Genomic DNA, 16,397 nt, shown 5'->3' on the forward strand with positions numbered 1-16,397 from the left:
TGTGGAGCTACTCTTTAGGGCGTTCCAAACCGCGCAATCCATCAATGCTTTCCGCATTTTTGGTGTAGCGGCTCTCGGCCCACTCTTCCTTGGGCTTGTTGTCGATATAGCGGGTGAGCTGGTCGCGTTCGCCCTTGAACTCATAGAACGGGACGCCCCAACCGCAGCTATCCTGAATACGGGTCAGCTTGACCTTGAAGATGCCACGTGCGCGATCAAAACCGGGGAATAGGGCGAGCATCTCGTCAAAGCCCTCATCATGCATGTTTATCACCTCACCCGTGCCATAGAGGCGCAGGATGTTCGCTGGCCCTTCGAAGGCACAGAACATGATCGTGATACGGCCGTTTTCCTGAACATGGGCCTGCGTTTCGATGCCCGAGCCGCCAAGGTCGAGCCATGCAACTGTCGTGTCATCGATCACCTTGAAAGCATCATAACCTTTGGGGGAGAGGTTCACATGCCCTTCGGCGGAAAGGGGCGCTGTCGCGACAAAGAAGAGCTTCTGCTCCTCAATGAAGCGGATAATCTTCTCTTCGAGTTTTTCATAGACTTTCATGCGGGCCTCCTATTTACGCGTCTTGCCAGCGTCGAGTGGCCAGTTGCCATCCGGAATTTCAGTATAAGGTTCAACCGACTGGTTGAACCAGTAAATCCATGCGGTCTCGCCAGTGGGCTCAGCCTGATCATCCAGAACCGATACTTTGATCCGCTTATAGAGCGAAGTATCAGGATCATCGGGCAGGACATCCTCAAATGCATCAAGCGCTTCAATTAAGCTCGCATCATCAAGGCGATAGCGCACACCGTGGCATAGCGTGTCACCGTCTACGATCCCTGGGAAACCGCCTAGATTATACAGCCGCCCTTTAAATCGGCAGGTACCGAGGAATTCGCCGGCTGCCTCCAAATCGATATTGGCGGGCATACCGCTCGCGCCCTGTTTGAGCAGGCCGTAGAAAATGAACAGATCGCCTAAAGTGACAGGGCCGTTTGTGCGCATGCCCTAACTCACCAATTCAAACGGCTCGAGGCCGGAGAGGCGCATGGCGCGCTCTTCAACAACAGGCTGGCGTGGTTTTACGCCCTCAATCGCTTTGGCAATGGCGGAAATGTGCTCTGGCGTTGTTCCGCAGCAGCCCCCGAGGATATTGACGAGGCCATCTTGCGCCCATGTTCCAACTTCGCCAGACGTCTTGTGTGGTTCCTCATCATACTGCCCCATTTCATTTGGCAGGCCGGCATTCGGATAAGCCGCGACCAGCGTATCCGCGATGCGTGAAAGCGCGGCAATATGCGGGCGCATCAGGTCGGCGCCGAGGGCGCAGTTAAATCCGATGGCGAACGGTTTGGCATGGCGAACCGAGTGCCAGAACGCTTCAACTGTTTGCCCGGAAAGGGTGCGGCCTGAACGATCTGTGATGGTGCCGGAAATCCAGATGGGCAACTTTTCCATACCCTCGGCTTCCAGGTCCATGATCGCCTTGATCGCGGCCTTGCAGTTCAGTGTGTCCGTGATCGTCTCAATCAGGTAGAGATGAACGCCGCCTTCATTAAGCGCCTGCACCTGTTCGCGATAGGCTTGATAGACCTGATCGAAGGTGACTTCGCGCGCACCGGGATCGTTCACGTCTGAAGACATGGACAGCATCTTGTTGAGCGGGCCGATTGAACCAGCAGCAAAACGCGGTTTATGCGGCTCTTTCTCGGTCCAGCGGTCTGCTGCCTCTCGCGCAAGTTTTGCGCCCTCGAAGTTAATGTCGATAACCGATTGCAGGTCGAGCGCGTAATCATCCTGCGCAATTGTGGTGGCTGAGAAGGTGTTTGTCTCAGAGATGTCGGCCCCAGCTGCGAAATAGGCATCATGCAGCTCTGTCACGCGCTCGGGGCGGGTCAGGCAGAGAATATCATTATTCCCCTTCATCTGGCCCGGATAAGTCGCGGTATCAAAACGATCCCCGCGATAATCCGCCTCTTCCAGACCCATGCGCTGGAACATCACCCCCCATGAGCCGTCGAGCATCAGGATACGGTCCTTCGCGGCGGCGTGGAGTGCGGCGATACGGTCGGTGCGATTGCTCATTGAGAGGCTTCCTTCGGTTTCAGGCCCAGTAGGCGGCAGGTCGAAAGGGCAAGGCTTGCCTTGTTCAGTGTGTAGAAGTGGAAGTCGCTGACGCCTTGCTCTGCGAGTGCCTGACACAGTTCAGCAGCAACATTTGCAGTAATCAGTTCGCGCGTTTCCGGATCGTCCTCGGTGCCCTCATAAAGAGTGTGGAGCCAATCCGGGATGCTGGCCTGACAAAGCTTTGAGATACGCTTCAAACCTGTGAAGTTTGGTTGCAGCATGATCCCGGGAACAATCGGCATGGTGATACCGCCAGCCTGCGCGCGATCCAGGAAAGACAGATACGTGTCAGGCTCAAAGAAGAATTGCGTGATGGCGCGATCCGCCCCGGCATCCTGTTTGGCTTTAAGGAAAGCAATGTCGGCGTCCCAGCTTTGGCTGTCCGGGTGCTGTTCTGGATAACAAGACACTGAAATCTCAAACACCTGACCGAGTTCAGGACGATGTGCCCGAATGCCTTCGATCAGGTCCACGCTATCACGAAATCCGCCGGGATGTTGCTCGAATTGCTCGCCCATTCCTGTTGGGGGATCACCGCGCAGGGCCACGATATGCTTCACGCCCGCATTCCAATAGTCTTCAGCGACCTGCAACACGTCTTCCTTGGTTGCACTGACACAGGTCAGATGCGCTGCAGGTGTCAGAGGTGTATCCTGTGCAATCTTGGCCACGGTGGCATGCGTGCGGTCGCGGGTTGATCCGCCAGCGCCATACGTCACAGACACAAAACGCGGCGTCATTGGGGATAGACGCGCGACAGATTCCCAAAGCTTCGCTTCCATCTTATCAGTCTTGGGCGGAAAGAACTCGAAGGAAACGTTTGGGGCAGGGGAGTCCTGCTGCGTGGCTGTGGCGAGCTGTGTCATGCGACAGCATCCTTTATTGAAGACGGGCGGATGGCTTTCCAGATCAGAACGGACAAGCCTTGTTCCAGTGTTTCGGGTGGATCAATGCGATGTGGGGGCGACACGGTTAAACCAGCATCAGCGCACCAGGTTTCCATGTCCGTATTGCGAATGCCGAGGCGTTTGTGCCCCTGCTTCTCTCTTAGAAAGTCCAGTTCATGGGTGGCAAAGTCGATAATCACAAGCTCACCACCGGGCTTTAGCAGGCGGCAAGCCTCATGGATGACCGCGGAAGGGTCATCCATGAAGTGAAGCACTTGATGGATCGTCACAAGATCCGCCGTGGCATCCTCAAAAGGTGTGGCGGTTACATCTCCTTGTCTGACGCGGGCATGAGCGACGCCTGAGCGTGCGAGATTGGCGCGTGCGACCGTGAGCATGTGATGCGAGATGTCGAGCCCTTCAGCATCTTTCACACGCGGGGCAAACAGGGTGAGCATACGGCCTGTACCAGTACCCAGATCGATCTGTTTCTCAAACGGCCCTTTGTTTGTGATATCGAGAAGCGCGGTTTCAATCGCTGCGGTAGGGAAATGCAATGACCGGATATTGTCCCAATCATCTGCGATGGATGAGAAGTAGGTCTCAGCAGACTGCGCGCGCGTGCCGCGGACTTTCGTGAGCGCGATGCGATCAGCGGCAAAAGGCTCAGAAGCTGTATCCAGGCAGTTAAAGATTGTCGCCAGCAATCGTGAAGCCTGACCATGTCGGGCGGTGCGGTAGTAAACCCATGACCCTTCAGGCAGTCGCTCAACGAGGCCAGCTTGCGTAAGTGTTTTCAGGTGATGCGATAGGCGAGGCTGGCTTTGCCCAAGAATGTCGACCAGTTCGCCAACCGACAGGTCGCCTTGGTGCAAAAGCGCAAGAATGCGAAGCCGGGTGGGCTCGCCGCTCGCCTTCAGGGCTTTCGTCAGGAGATCATTCGCGGTCATAAAAACGTATAAACAAATGTTTATATGAAAATCAACTGAATTATTCACTCATCTTGTGGCTCACACGCAACGTATAAAGAAGTTCACAATTCAGTGTGTTGCAATTCCGCATTTGCGGTCGCATATCGCGTAACGATAAGAAGAAGGAGCCGCCTATGCGGGGGCAAATATTGATTGCGGCGGCTCTGGTAGGGCTTTCTGCGTGTGCAACCACACAAGAGCCAGTCATGGCAGGCGATGTACCTGACCCTCTCGAGGGGTTTAATCGGACTATGTACGGCTTCAATGAGGGTGTCGACAAGGCAGTCCTGGGACCGGTTGCCGATGGCTATCGTGCAATTACCAATGAACCAATCCGTGGCGGTGTCACCAATTTTCTGACCAATCTCAATCAGCCAGTTGTTTTCGTGAATACAGTTCTACAGGGTAAACCTGGCGCAGCGATTGATACAGCCTCGCGTTTTGTTGTGAACACAACAATCGGACTTGGTGGTATTTTTGACCCTGCGACACATTTTGAGGTGCCTCAGCATCGAGAAGATTTTGGCCAGACGCTTGGCAAATGGGGCGTCCCTGCTGGGCCTTACATTGTGCTCCCCCTGCGTGGGCCAACCAACCTGCGTGACCTGACAGGCAGCGGTGTTGATGGTTTTGCCTCACCCCTGAACTATGGTCAGGGTGACACATATGTTGCGACACGCGCAGCGATTGGTGTGGCGGGTGTCGTTTCAGTCAGAGAGCGCCTTGAGCCACAAATTCAAGCCTTACGCTCACAGCCGGAACCTTATGTGGCCCTGCGCCGTAATTATTCACAACAAAGAGACGCCGCAATTCGTGACGGCGTACCGCAAGAAGACCCGTTCGCAAATTTGCCCGAATTTGATGATTACGATTTCGGGGATGAAACTGAGTAGGAAATTGTCATGCGTTTAATGACACCTTTTAGAGCCGCTATATCTGCTGGCCTAGTAATGCTGATGGCAGCTCCAGCGCTCGCTGATGAGAAGACCGAAGCCTATGTGCAGGAAAATGCCAATAATGTGCTGGCTTCTTTGAATGCGCCGGATGTGACACCCGAGGAACGGCGAGAGCAGTTCCAGCTCTATATGGAAGAGTTTTCCAACCTCGATGCTGTGGCAAAGTTTGTGATCGGCAAATATGCCCGCCAGTTCTCCGAAGACGAGCTTGAGCGGTATATCCAGACCTTCCGGACCTATGCACTGGCAGTCTACGAATTCTATTTCAATGAGTATAAGGGCCAGGCGGTTCAGGTCACCGGATCGGTTGACCGTAACGCGCGCGACTCAATCGTTGATACCCAGATTTTACGAGCTGATGGTGAAACACTGACGGTTCGTTGGCGTGTCCTGCTGCGGGGTGGTGAATATCAGGTTGTTGATATTGCCCTGAATGCGGACGGTAACCTGATCTGGTTGGCAATTGAGCAGCAAGCACAGTTCCTGTCCATTCTTGATCAAAATCAGGGATCATCTGATGCACTCATCGCCAAGATTGAGGGCATGACAGCAGACCTTGTCGCGCAGCGCGAAGAGTAGCCTGCTTCAAGTATTAGGGTTTTAAAGAACGCGCGTTTCGGCTTCTGCGCCGCGGCGCGTAACCTGTAATCTGTCTGCTGCGCGCTCCAGTATCGTCTGGGAACAGTAGGTTGGCCGGAAGACGACAGCAGCATCTGAACCTTCCAGGCCGGAAACAATGGCATTGATCGCGACAAAATGAGTGAACACGACAGTATTGTCTGGCAGTGTCACAATCTTGGCGATCAGGGCCTGACGCCAGTCCTGGATTACAGGTGGGGTATCTGACCAGTTTCCTGCCATCAACCCTTTTAACCAGTCCACGCGATCCTGTTGTAGGTCTTCTGGCGTTGGGATTTCTGACACTTCCGGTGTGACAAGTGCTGTTTGATCGAGCACTTTTTCAAGTGCGTGTGCTGTTTCTCGACACCTTTGCATTGGGCTTGTCAGAATCAATGACACTGATCTCGTACTTAAGCTCGATGCAACAGCCTGAGCTTGCGCATAGCCTGTATCCGATAGGCCGGGATCAGGATGGTCGCCCCATCCTGCTGCGGCTTCACCGTGACGGACGAGTGTGATCATGCGGCGACCAGAGCTGGATCAAGGCCCGCGTCAGCGATAATTTTCAGCGCTCGCTTGTACAAAACAGGCTCCCTGATCCCGAGACGTTCGCGAGCTGCGTCCAACGGTTCGGCCAGCAGGGCTTCAATGTCTTGATCAACAATGCGCGCGGCCAGCTTTCCATGGCGCCGACCTTCCTTGAGCACGGCGGGGATTTTGGCTTCTCGTGGGGCATGCTTTGCGACTTCCCGTGATCCCATAAAGGCAATAAAGCTTACGCCAAGGCCACCATTCTGGCTGTGGCTGAACCCGAGCAGAGCGTCTTCACCCAGAGCATCACGACCATAGCCAGTGAGGACATGATAGAGATCATGCGTGTCGCGCAGGCGGTTCATGTACCACAGATAATCGTCATCGAATTGCTGCTGCTTTTCGCGTTGTGTCAGACTCTCAGCCACAAGGCCAGCAGCCGAAAGCCCTTCGCGCTCCATGAAATCGACATAGGCATGGGCAACCGATCCTTCTGGCAGCTTCCTCAGAGCGTCATGATTATCCAGCATCGGGGGCAAATCCCTGTGTATATCAAGGAGTTCTGGGCCTTTAGGTGATGCATAGAATTTCTCAAAATCCCTACGTGTCGCATTCCCGTTCAGCGCCTCGATAATATGAAACACCTGCTTAGTATCTTCCTTGTCGGCGATGAGAGCCTGCATATGCCGCCATGCTTTTAGCGGCTTCAACTTTGGTTTGGGCCTGGCTGGGTCAATGAAAGGAACGGGTCGGAGCATAGTCAATACCTTGTTATTGATACCAGTCTAACAGACTGAGCCCCTCAAAACAATGACGCCTGCGTCACTTTTTGATTGAATGCCTGCCTGATCCTTGTGCACAAGTGGTCATTTTCGATGCAACATCGCTCATGGATTGCAGGTTCTTATTTGTCACCTCTACGCCAGTGAATGGGTAGGCTAAGCCAGTCAGCAGAAGCGAGTCACAGGGGCCGGAGCCATGAAAAAAATCGAAGCGATTATCAAACCGTTCAAACTGGATGATGTGAAGGAAGCCCTTCATGAAGTCGGCGTTCAGGGCATGACCGTCGTTGAAGCCAAGGGCTTCGGTCGCCAGCGCGGACACACAGAGCTGTATCGCGGTGCCGAATATGTTGTGGACTTCCTGCCTAAGCTCAAAGTTGAGGTTGTGATCGCCGATAGTGCTGTTGAAGGTGCCATCGAAGCGATCACCAAGGCCGCCCAGACCGGCAAGATTGGCGATGGAAAGATTTTTGTGAGCGATGTGGGCGAGGCCGTCCGCATCCGCACCGGTGAAACCGGTGATGGGGCTCTCTAGAGACCGCTCGCGTTTGGAACAGGGCTTAAAGACAGGAGAATACTGATGGCCGACAAGATTATGAAAATGATGAAGGAACACGATGTCGAATTCGTGGATCTTCGTTTTACTGACCCGCGCGGCAAGCTGCAGCATGTGACCTTCGATAAAGGCATGATTGATGAAGATTTCTTCACCGATGGTCAGATGTTCGATGGCTCATCTGTGGCGGGTTGGAAAAGCATCAATGAGTCTGACATGACTCTGATGCCGGATGTGGATACTGCAAAGGTCGATCCGTTTTTCCAGCAGACCACGCTGGCTGTCATGTGTGATATTCTCGACCCGATTTCTGGCCAGCCTTATGGCCGTGACCCACGGGGCACAGCGAAGAAAGCGGAAGCTTATCTACAGTCGACGGGCGTTGGGGATACAGCTTACTTTGGCCCAGAAGCTGAGTTCTTCGTCTTCGACGATGTGCGTTGGAATACTGAGCCGCATATGACGGGCTACAGCTTCGATTCGACCGAGCTACCAGCCAATACAGGCAAGTCCTATGAAATGGGCAATATGGGCCACCGCCCTGGGCCAAAAGGGGGCTATTTCCCGGTCCCACCAATCGATAGCGAGCAGGACATGCGTTCTGAAATGCTCTCTGTCATGGGTGAGCTTGGTCTTGAGCCTGAAAAGCATCACCACGAAGTGGCGCCAGCTCAGCATGAGCTTGGTATGAAGTTCAACACGCTGGTGACGATGGCAGATAATCTGCAGCTGTATAAGTATGTGATTCACAATGTTGCTGCGAGCTATGGCAAGACAGCGACCTTTATGCCGAAGCCATATTTCAACGATAACGGCTCTGGTATGCACGTGCACCAGTCAATCTGGTCAGGTGGCAAGCCAACATTTGCAGGCGACCTCTATGCTGGCCTGTCAGAGACATGCCTCTACTACATTGGCGGTATCATTAAGCATGCACGGGCGCTGAATGCTCTGACCAATGCGTCGACAAACTCGTACAAGCGTCTGGTGCCAGGCTTTGAGGCCCCTGTTATGTTGGCTTACTCAGCCCGCAACCGTTCAGCGTCTATCCGTATTCCTTTCGGAACCGGTGCAAAGGCCAAGCGTATTGAAACGCGCTTCCCGGACCCAACGGCCAACCCATATCTGGCCTTTGCTGGCCTGTTGATGGCGGGTCTTGATGGCATTGAAAACAAGATCCATCCGGGTGATGCGATGGACAAGGATCTCTATGACCTGCCACCGGAAGAAGCGAAGTCTATTCCGCAAGTCTGTGGCTCTCTGCGCGAAGCGCTTGAGGCGCTTGATGCGGACCGTGACTTCCTCAAGAAGGGCGGCGTGTTCGATGATGATCAGCTTGACGCTTATATCGACCTGAAAATGGAAGAAGTTGAGCGCCTGCAGTTACACCCGCACCCTGTCGAATTCGACATGTACTACAAGGTGTAGATCACTCTTTTATGGGCGGTATCTTCTTAAGGTGCCGCCTGAAAGTTACGTCTGGGGGAACAGGCGTGGAGAAGAAGACCGGGTTCATCAGGAGCCCGGTCTTTTTGTTTGGTTCTGGATTGTGAAAATAGGCTCTAAGCGGCGAAACGCCCACCGCGATTGGCATAGGCCTGGGTACCCTTTGTCAAAACCGTATCGCTATCCAGAACATCCTCAGGCTTGAGGTCAAACTTGCCAAGCATCTGCGCATAGAAGGGTGCGAAGTCGGTATCCACGGTCGCTCTGAACAGGTCTTCATAGCTGTCGATCACAAAATAGGTCTGCTGGAAATCATCGATGCGATAGTCTGTGCGCATTAGGCGTTCGAGATCAAAGCCAATCCGATTTGGTGAAGGATCTTCCAGACAGAAACGGCTTTCGGCAGGGGAAGAGACAATGCCCGCGCCATAAATGCGCAAGCCTTGATCGGTCTTTATCAGGCCAAACTCAACCGTATACCAGTAGAGCGCGGCCAGATTCTTCAGGCTTGCATGACGCAGGCTGCGCAAGCCCCCTTTGCCATACGCTTCCATATAGTTGGCAAAAACCGGGTCCGTCAGCATTGGCACATGGCCAAAGACATCGTGGAAGACATCCGGTTCCTGAATATAGTCGAGCTGCTCGGGCTTGCGGATAAAGCTCCCGGCTGGGAACCGTCGATTAGCCAGATGCTCAAAGAAAACATCATCAGGCACAAGGCCTGGGACGGCCACGACGCGCCAGCCTGTCAGCTGTTCCAGTTCATCGGATATTTCTTCAAAGTTCGGAATACCACCGCGATTGAGGTTCAGGGCTTCAAGTCCATGCAAAAACTCTGGCGCCGCGCGTCCAGGCAAGACTGCCATTAGACGCTCATATAGCGTGTCCCACGTCTGGTGTTCTGTCTCGGTATAATCAGCCCAGCCCTGATCTATGGTCCAGTCTGGATTGGTGTGTGCGGGTCGTTCAGAATGGTTGCTCATGCAACTAATATAGGCCAGAGTCTGTAACATGTCGTCAAGAGACTTGGTTAAAATTTGCGCGAGGGCAGAGAATGGCTGTTAAACTCTATGATTATTGGCGCTCTTCGGCGGCATATCGCCTGCGTATTGCCCTCAATCTGAAAGGCATTGCCTTTGAGAGCGTGCCAATCAGTCTGCATCCCGATAAGCTTGAGCATAAATCTTCCGAGTACAAAGCCCTTAATCCGCAAATGCGTGTTCCTGCTATTGAGATTGATGGCAAGGTCATTGGCCAATCCATGGCGATTTTGGAGTGGCTAGACGAAACGTGGATTGATGCTCCGATTTTACCTGCCGACCCGCTTATGCGCCTAAAGGCGCGGGCCTTTGCCGATACAATCGCCTGCGATGTCCACCCGCTTAATAATGTCTCTGTCCAAGCTTGGTTGCGTGAGGAAATGGGGCAGGATAGCGCTGCGATTTCGACCTGGTATGCCGAATGGATTCACAGGGGGTTTGCGGCGCTTGAGGCGCGTATCGAAGAGACTAAAGGCCCATTCCTGTTTGCTGAGTATCCGACCATCGCGGAGATAACACTGGTTCCGCAGGTGTATAATGCGCGCCGATTTGATGTGGATCTTGGCGCTTATCCGAAACTGGTCGCAGTGGATGCCGCATGTATGGCTCTGGAGGCTTTTCAGAAAGCTTCACCGGAAGCGAATGCGCCTGTCTGATGTGGTTTAGTTGCGCTGTCCGGGTTTCAGGACATAGGCACCATCGCTGACTTCAAAAACTTTAGCGATGTCAGGGTGCTTGATCGGTGCGTCACTCTCATCGGGGACGAGGTTCTGCTCTGAGACGTAGGCGACATAATGCGTCCGCTCATTTTCCGCGAACAAGTGATAGTAAGGCTGATCCTTGTCCGGGCGGACCTCTTCAGGGATTGCCTCATACCATTCTTCAGTATTGGCATAGGTCGGATCAACATCAAAAACGACACCGCGGAAGTCGAACAGACGGTGGCGCAGGACCTGACCGATCTGATATTTTGCGTCCCGAGAGATGACTGCATTTGGAAGCGGCTGTTCTTCAACAGGCGCTTCAACCGCAGGGGTTGGAGCCACGGCTTGTCGTGATCCAAACAATTGCGCGAGGCGCTGTATGACACTGGGTCGATGACTCATCACACCCTTGTGTGCTACAGCTTTGGGTAACAGACAAGATTTGGGCCGCATATGGCTGACGAAAAAAAGCGTAGCAACCGGGCAGCAAGCAGCCGGAACCGGGGCCACGCAGGGAAGAGACCCCCGCTCTATGCAGCGGTGGATCTTGGGACAAATAATTGCCGGCTGCTGATCGCCGCGCGCAAGCGTGATAGCTTTGCTGTGCTTGATTCACACTCGCAGATTGTTCGTCTCGGTGAGGGGCTTGAGGCAACCGGTCGCCTGTCTGATGCTTCAATTGAACGCGCGATGGATGCGCTAAGAAAGATTTCGGCTAAACTCAAAGCCAAGAAGGTTGCCCATGTCCGCTGTGTGGCAACTGAGGCCTGTCGCCGTGCTGAGAATGGGCCTGATTTCATCAAACGCGTGCGTGAAGAGATTGGCCTGACTTTCAAGATCATCAGTGGTGCCGAGGAAGCGAAGCTGGCCATGGTCGGCTGTCACAACCTTGTCGCGCCAGACGTCAAAAAAGTCTTGGTGCTGGATATTGGTGGCGGATCGACAGAGTTCTCTCTCGTCAATGCCCATCCGGTACAGCAGGATGGGCTTAAGGGGCTTCTGACCCAGTCGCCGATTGAGGCATGGACGAGTTTGCCCATTGGCGTTGTGACGCTGACAGAAGCCTTCGCTCACTTGCCCGAAGACGAAGCCTATCCGGCGATGCTGGGGCATGCAAAAGGCCTTATCGACAAGTGGAAGCGCGCGCCGGGCATCCGCGAAATGTTTGCTAGCGGTGAGGCCCATGTGATCGGAACATCGGGCACGGTGACATGCCTGACCGGGGTGCACCTTGGCCTGACAAAGTATCGGCGTGACGCTGTGGACGGGCAATGGGTGACTGAGGCGGAGATGATGGCAACAGTCAATCGCCTTAAGGATGCCGGCCCTGATGGACGTAAGAGGTTCCCAACAATTGGCGAGGATCGGGCTGGCATGATGTTGGCTGGATGTGCAATTGTCGAAGCGGCCTGGAGCCTTGCGCCGGGTGGCCGAATGCGGGTTGCTGATCGTGGTTTACGTGAAGGGCTCTTGTTATCCATGATGCAGGGCCCACCTCGGCGGAAACGAAACGGTAAAAAGCGTCGACGACGTAAACCGAAACCTATGCAGGCACAGCGCGTGGAGGCGGCAGAATGAGTGAGACCGAAAAACGTCGCTGGAAAGGACCAGACAAGACCAAACGTGGGTCTGGCCGCCGGATGGGTGAACGCAAAGTGACCGCTTATAACGCCAAGTCCGAAAGCTCGAAAAAGTGGATTGAGCGACAGCTCTCAGACCCATATGTGCAGAAAGCCAAGCGTGACGGCTATCGTGCGCGCGCGGCTTACAAATTGCTGGAAATCCATGAGCAAACCGGGATTTTGAAGCCGGGACAAAGAGTGGTCGATCTGGGCTGCGCGCCCGGTGGCTGGTTACAGGTTGTCCTCAAACACAAACCAAAAGAGCTGGTTGGAATTGACCTGCTGGCAATTGAGCCTGTTGTTGGCGCGCATGTGATCGAGGGCGACATCATGAACCCGGATGATGTTGCAGCGATGATGAAGGGGCTGAGTGGTCCGCCTGATCTCGTACTCTCGGATATGGCTGCAAACACGACCGGGCACAGGCAAACTGACCACCTGCGCACGGCGACGCTGGCTGATATGGCCCTTGATTTTGCTGAAGAGCATCTGGTTAAGGGCGGGGCATTTTGCTCCAAGGTCTTCCAAGGCGGCGCGACAGCGGACATGCAGGAGCGGCTGAAGCGCATGTTCAAAACCGTCAAACACATCAAGCCACCCGCCAGCCGTGCGGGCTCCCCTGAACTCTTTGTTGTCGCAATGGGCTATCGTGGCTGAGCCGGATTACCCTGAATTCAAGACTTACTCTGCCAGATTGAGGCTGGTGGCTCTTTTCGTCGTGATTACTCTGTTCCTAGCGGTATGGAGCTATAGCTATTGGATATCACAACCGCCGCCAGTGATCTGGTCGTCTATCCTTTTTGCCGCTTTGATTGTCGCTACCGCGATTGATCTGAGAAGCTATATTTTACCCGATTGGATTACGCTCCCTTTGGTTCTGATTGGCCTTTGGGTCGGCGGCAATTTTGGCTCAGGATACTTTTGGGCATGCATAGGGGCCTTGTTTGGATTTGGCCTGATCGCGGGGCTGCGTTGGCTTTGGCTCAGACAGCGCGGTATTGAAGCGATCGGCCTTGGTGATGCGAAGCTTTTAGCCGCAGGCGGGGCGTGGCTTGGGCCTGCAGGTATACCTTTGTCCTTACTGGTTGCCTCGACAATGGCCATCCTGGTCATGCTGCTAAGTGGCCAGGCACAAGGCAGACAGGCAATCCCATTTGGTCCGTTTTTGGCCGTGGGAATCTGGTTCGCATGGTGCCTGGGGCACTTAATTGCCGGATAGTCACATGACTTAATAGGACTTGTTGTGATGAAACAGTTTCGTCACATTTCCTACACGGGTCGTCAGTATAGGGACTGAAGGTTTGAGAGGCTAACCATAAGCGTTAGCAGAACAGGGTGAGTAAGGATGGCGCAAGCCAACCCAATCGATAGGCTATTAGCGTTCGAGGCGCCTGTGCGTTTTCTGCTCGAATTGCTTCTGGTCGCCGCACTCGCACTACTCCTAGCGCGCTTCGCATGGCTAATCGTGGCGCCGCAAGCGTCAGTTGCTGACTATAGAGAGCGACCTCTGCCGACACTTGCCTTGTCACGCACTGTGACAACCGAGGCCGACCTGACGCTTCTGGTGCGCTCAAACCCTTTTGAGGGGGCAGGCACACTTGATGACACCCCGATCGATGTACCGGAAACCCAGCTTAATCTGGTTTTGGATGGCTTGCTCATGTCGACCCTTGATCGGAACAGTTCAGCGACCATTCGCACACCGAATAATCAACAGAAGCGGTTCACTGTTGGCGAGGAAGTCTTGCCCGGTGTGACTTTAGAACGAATCTTGTCTGATCGTGTGATTTTGAACCGTAACGGTATCGATGAGACGCTTCTGCTGGGGCGCCGTTCAGCAGGCCTTTCTGTCATTAGCGACGGCAGTGTGCCGCGCGCGACAGTTGATGTGGAGCCAGCACCGCGATCTATCAGTATTACTGGGCCTGATGTCCTTTTGCGGACGATCTCACTGAGCGAAGCACGCAGTGAAGGGCGAACCATTGGGTATCGTATCGAGGCGCGTGGGGATGTTGCTGATTTGCAGGCTTTAGGCTTTCAGCCGGGGGATGTTCTAATCGCAGTGAATGGCCGAGAAGTGGCCCTACTGGATACCGATGAGATGCTCAGCGTCATGGGGGCAACATCAGCAGCCTCTTTGGAGATTGACCGGGCCGGGCAGCCAGTACAAGTGATTATTGAGTTTGAAGAATGATGGATAGAGGGCGAGCCATGAAGAGAGTATTTCTTGGAACCGCAGCTGCGATGGTGCTGGCCACACCGATCGCCACAGCGGAAATGAACTCCCCACAGGCATCACGTCATGTGTTGAACCTCAATGATGTTGAGGTGACGGCGCTGATCGATGATGTTTCCATTATCACCGGATATACATTCATTCTGCATCCAGATGTACGGCGCACCAAAGTGACCGTGATGTCGCAAGCGGCCATGACTACGGATGAGGTGTTTCAGGTTTTCCTGTCCACGCTTCGTGTAAATGGATTTACGGCCGTACCTGCTGGGCGCGGTGTTTACCGTATTTTGCCAGAGCAAATGGCGATTGGTGAGGCATCGCTGAATGCATCAGGGGCCAATATCTTCCGGACAGAAGTGATCCGCCTCAACAATTTCTCGGCGATTGAGGCAGCTCAGATGGTCAAACCTCTGGTGGACGCACAGGGACAGGTGATCGCCAATGCGCGGTCGAACACGCTGGTTGTTGTTGATTATGCGTCGAACATGCCGCGTCTACGCGAAGTGGTTGCGGGGCTCGACAGCTCGGATCGCACCAAGATGGAAACGATTGCTCTGCGCAATGTGCCTGCGGTTGAGATGGAAGGTATCCTTTCCAACCTGATGTCGACACGGGAAGATGGCGCAAGAACGAACTTTGAGGTCTCAGCCTCCAAAAGCAGCAATTCTATCGTGGTGCGCGGGGATGAGCTGAATGTTGCTCAGGCGATCCGTGTCGCAACAGAGTTGGATGAGACCGATCCGATTCAAGACAGTTTGCGGGTCATTGCGCTGAAGAATTCTACTGCCGAAGACATTGTTCCCATTCTGGAAAAGCTTAGCGAGTCTATGGCGGCAAAATCCGGTCCCGCGGATGATGTGTCTCGACAAGCAACGATCGCCCATCATGAGGCCACCAATTCCCTCGTCATCAGTGCGCCGCCAGAGTCTTTGCTGGCCATGGAACGCGTTGTCGATGAGCTTGATCGTCGCCGCGCGCAGGTGCTGGTTGAGGCCATCATTGTTGAAGTTTCAGATGATACGGCCCGTGAACTTGGCGTGGAATTCCTGTTGTCTGGGACTGGTGAGTCCCAAATTCCATTCCTGAGCACCAGCTTTTCGCGTTCTGCGCCAAATCTTCTGGCTTTAGGGGGCGCTCTGATTGACCCGGACGTGTTTGGTGGGACGAACCCGTTTACCACACCAGCTGTGAACTCACTCCTAGGGCTCGATGGCGCAACGGTTGGTGGTGTTGGCCAAAGTGGCGACACGCTTTTTGGGGCTGTTCTGACAGCCGTAGAGAAAGACACAGACTCTCGTATCCTCTCCAAACCGTTTAATATGACGCTTGATAATGGCACATCGGAATTGCTGGTGGGTCAGGAGGTTTCGATCGCAACTGGCTCTGTCTTGAGCTCGGATAACTCAAACCCCTTCCAGACGGTCGAGCGCCAGAAAGTTGGTGTGACACTTAGAGTGACCCCGAGTATCTCTGAAGATGACACGGTCCAGCTCGATATCTATCAGGAAGTCTCGAACATCGCGGGTGTGGTGGGAGAAGATGCGACCAACCCGATCTTCAACAAACGTGAAATCACGACACAGGTCCTGGCCGATAATGGCGAGATCATCGTGCTCGGCGGTCTGATCGAACAGGAAGACACGGTTGTGAACTCCAAAGTTCCAATTCTGGGTGATATCCCAGTCGTCGGTAATCTCTTCAAATCCGAAGGGAAGGGACAGAACCGCTCAAACCTGATGGTTTTTATTAAGCCGACCATCGTGCGCAATCGTGAAGAAGCCCGTAGTGTCACAAACCGGAATTATCGCTACATCCGGGCCGAAGAAATGCTGCGTGATGCCGATAATGGTAGCAGCTCGCTCGATACTTTCATTGAGGAAGTGCTGGGGGACAAGCCTCCAATGGAGGAATAACCTATTT

Annotated in this window: 19 protein-coding genes; 10 read left to right on the forward strand and 9 right to left on the reverse strand. The window is 53.9% G+C overall.

The window, feature by feature from the left end; all coding sequences use genetic code 11:
- Positions 1-7: 7 nt before the first annotated feature.
- Genes RYZ27_RS06165 through RYZ27_RS06185 form a run of 5 tightly spaced genes read right to left on the reverse strand, consistent with a single transcriptional unit; the run spans position 8 to position 3,962 of the window.
- A complete protein-coding gene (locus RYZ27_RS06165; protein WP_406681498.1) occupies positions 8-559 on the reverse strand; it encodes a pyridoxamine 5'-phosphate oxidase family protein in 552 nt (183 codons plus the stop codon).
- Positions 560-568: 9 nt separating this feature from the next.
- Positions 569-1,003 carry a gamma-glutamylcyclotransferase gene (locus tag RYZ27_RS06170; protein ID WP_406681499.1) on the reverse strand — a complete coding sequence of 145 codons (435 nt, stop codon included), beginning with the start codon at positions 1,001-1,003 and terminating at the stop codon, positions 569-571.
- Between the two features lie 3 nt (positions 1,004-1,006).
- Positions 1,007-2,083, reverse strand: a complete 1,077-nt coding sequence (locus RYZ27_RS06175) for a homocysteine S-methyltransferase family protein (protein ID WP_406681500.1) — start codon at positions 2,081-2,083, stop codon at positions 1,007-1,009.
- The gene (gene metF / locus RYZ27_RS06180) at positions 2,080-2,991 is read right to left on the reverse strand and encodes a methylenetetrahydrofolate reductase [NAD(P)H] (RefSeq protein WP_406681501.1); all 912 of its coding nucleotides are present in this window, start codon (positions 2,989-2,991) and stop codon (positions 2,080-2,082) included. Before metF ends, RYZ27_RS06175 begins: the two co-directional genes overlap by 4 nt.
- Positions 2,988-3,962 carry an ArsR/SmtB family transcription factor gene (locus RYZ27_RS06185; RefSeq protein WP_406681503.1) on the reverse strand — a complete coding sequence of 325 codons (975 nt, stop codon included), beginning with the start codon at positions 3,960-3,962 and terminating at the stop codon, positions 2,988-2,990. Before RYZ27_RS06185 ends, metF begins: the two co-directional genes overlap by 4 nt.
- A 155-nt stretch (positions 3,963-4,117) precedes the next feature.
- Here RYZ27_RS06185 and RYZ27_RS06190 point away from each other — a divergent pair, with 155 nt between their 5' ends.
- The gene (locus RYZ27_RS06190) at positions 4,118-4,876 is read left to right on the forward strand and encodes a VacJ family lipoprotein (protein WP_406681504.1); all 759 of its coding nucleotides are present in this window, start codon (positions 4,118-4,120) and stop codon (positions 4,874-4,876) included.
- An 18-nt stretch (positions 4,877-4,894) separates the two neighbouring features.
- Positions 4,895-5,518, forward strand: coding sequence for a phospholipid-binding protein MlaC (locus RYZ27_RS06195; RefSeq protein WP_406681505.1), 624 nt, complete (start codon positions 4,895-4,897; stop codon positions 5,516-5,518).
- A gap of 21 nt (positions 5,519-5,539) precedes the next feature.
- Here RYZ27_RS06195 and RYZ27_RS06200 read toward each other — a convergent pair whose 3' ends face one another.
- A complete protein-coding gene (locus tag RYZ27_RS06200) occupies positions 5,540-6,082 on the reverse strand; it encodes a histidine phosphatase family protein (protein WP_406681506.1) in 543 nt (180 codons plus the stop codon).
- Positions 6,079-6,774: a Coq4 family protein gene (locus RYZ27_RS06205; RefSeq protein WP_406681507.1), complete on the reverse strand. Its 696-nt coding sequence runs from the start codon at positions 6,772-6,774 to the stop codon at positions 6,079-6,081. Before RYZ27_RS06205 ends, RYZ27_RS06200 begins: the two co-directional genes overlap by 4 nt.
- Positions 6,775-7,069: 295 nt before the next feature.
- Here RYZ27_RS06205 and RYZ27_RS06210 point away from each other — a divergent pair, with 295 nt between their 5' ends.
- Positions 7,070-7,408: a P-II family nitrogen regulator gene (locus RYZ27_RS06210; RefSeq protein WP_406681509.1), complete on the forward strand. Its 339-nt coding sequence runs from the start codon at positions 7,070-7,072 to the stop codon at positions 7,406-7,408.
- A gap of 45 nt (positions 7,409-7,453) precedes the next feature.
- Positions 7,454-8,857: a type I glutamate--ammonia ligase gene (glnA, locus tag RYZ27_RS06215; protein WP_406681510.1), complete on the forward strand. Its 1,404-nt coding sequence runs from the start codon at positions 7,454-7,456 to the stop codon at positions 8,855-8,857.
- A gap of 134 nt (positions 8,858-8,991) precedes the next feature.
- On the opposite strand, the gene phhA is transcribed toward glnA, so the two are convergent.
- On the reverse strand, positions 8,992-9,858 hold the full coding sequence (gene phhA / locus RYZ27_RS06220; RefSeq protein ID WP_406681511.1) for a phenylalanine 4-monooxygenase: 867 nt from the start codon (positions 9,856-9,858) through the stop codon (positions 8,992-8,994).
- Positions 9,859-9,929: 71 nt separating this feature from the next.
- Between phhA and maiA the strand changes: the two genes are divergently transcribed.
- The gene (maiA, locus tag RYZ27_RS06225; protein WP_406681512.1) at positions 9,930-10,571 is read left to right on the forward strand and encodes a maleylacetoacetate isomerase; all 642 of its coding nucleotides are present in this window, start codon (positions 9,930-9,932) and stop codon (positions 10,569-10,571) included.
- Between the two features lie 6 nt (positions 10,572-10,577).
- Here the strand turns inward: maiA and hspQ are convergent, their stop codons facing one another.
- On the reverse strand, positions 10,578-10,961 hold the full coding sequence (gene hspQ / locus RYZ27_RS06230; RefSeq protein WP_406681766.1) for a heat shock protein HspQ: 384 nt from the start codon (positions 10,959-10,961) through the stop codon (positions 10,578-10,580).
- 111 nt (positions 10,962-11,072) lie between these two features.
- Between hspQ and RYZ27_RS06235 the strand changes: the two genes are divergently transcribed.
- The 5 genes from RYZ27_RS06235 to gspD all read left to right on the forward strand — a co-directional run bounded on the left by RYZ27_RS06235 (position 11,073) and on the right by gspD (position 16,390).
- Positions 11,073-12,197 (forward strand): Ppx/GppA phosphatase family protein, encoded by a 1,125-nt coding sequence (locus RYZ27_RS06235; protein ID WP_406681513.1) that lies wholly within the window; start codon positions 11,073-11,075, stop codon positions 12,195-12,197.
- The gene (locus RYZ27_RS06240) at positions 12,194-12,898 is read left to right on the forward strand and encodes an RlmE family RNA methyltransferase (protein ID WP_406681514.1); all 705 of its coding nucleotides are present in this window, start codon (positions 12,194-12,196) and stop codon (positions 12,896-12,898) included. Before RYZ27_RS06235 ends, RYZ27_RS06240 begins: the two co-directional genes overlap by 4 nt.
- Positions 12,891-13,460: a prepilin peptidase gene (locus RYZ27_RS06245; RefSeq protein ID WP_406681515.1), complete on the forward strand. Its 570-nt coding sequence runs from the start codon at positions 12,891-12,893 to the stop codon at positions 13,458-13,460. Before RYZ27_RS06240 ends, RYZ27_RS06245 begins: the two co-directional genes overlap by 8 nt.
- Before the next feature lie 126 nt (positions 13,461-13,586).
- Complete coding sequence (locus RYZ27_RS06250) at positions 13,587-14,435, forward strand: type II secretion system protein N (RefSeq protein ID WP_406681516.1); 849 nt, start codon at positions 13,587-13,589, stop codon at positions 14,433-14,435.
- A gap of 17 nt (positions 14,436-14,452) precedes the next feature.
- Positions 14,453-16,390: a type II secretion system secretin GspD gene (gspD, locus tag RYZ27_RS06255; protein ID WP_406681517.1), complete on the forward strand. Its 1,938-nt coding sequence runs from the start codon at positions 14,453-14,455 to the stop codon at positions 16,388-16,390.
- Positions 16,391-16,397 lie beyond the last annotated feature (7 nt).

It is taken from the genome of Hyphomonas sp. FCG-A18, from assembly GCF_045287255.1.
Lineage (GTDB): Bacteria > Pseudomonadota > Alphaproteobacteria > Caulobacterales > Hyphomonadaceae > Henriciella.